Origin of the sequence: Streptococcus sp. WM07 (assembly GCF_004570525.1) — a bacterium.
Lineage (GTDB): Bacteria > Bacillota > Bacilli > Lactobacillales > Streptococcaceae > Streptococcus.
In genome coordinates, this window is the sequence record NZ_SPPZ01000341.1 from 1 (window position 1) to 255 (window position 255).

Genomic DNA, 255 nt, shown 5'->3' on the forward strand with positions numbered 1-255 from the left:
AAGAGTCAGGAATTCCAGGTAACGGAACTCAAATGGATCGCCCATCCTTCGATATTAACGGTTCGAAGCTCGGTGTATCTGTAGGTGAAGGTACTCAAGCAGACCGTCCAGCTGTGGATCCTGAGAGTTTGAAAGAGTCAGGAATTCCAGGTAACGGAACTCAAATGGATCGCCCATCCTTCGATATTAACGGTTCGAAGCTCGGTGTATCTGTAGGTGAAGGTACTCAAGCAGACCGTCCAGCTGTGGATCCTG

Annotated in this window: 1 protein-coding gene; it reads left to right on the forward strand. The window is 49.0% G+C overall.

All coding sequences use genetic code 11. The features are described from left to right. Nucleotides 1-255 (forward strand): hypothetical protein (locus E4T71_RS10020; RefSeq protein ID WP_167758536.1); only part of this gene is annotated, 255 nt, incomplete at both ends.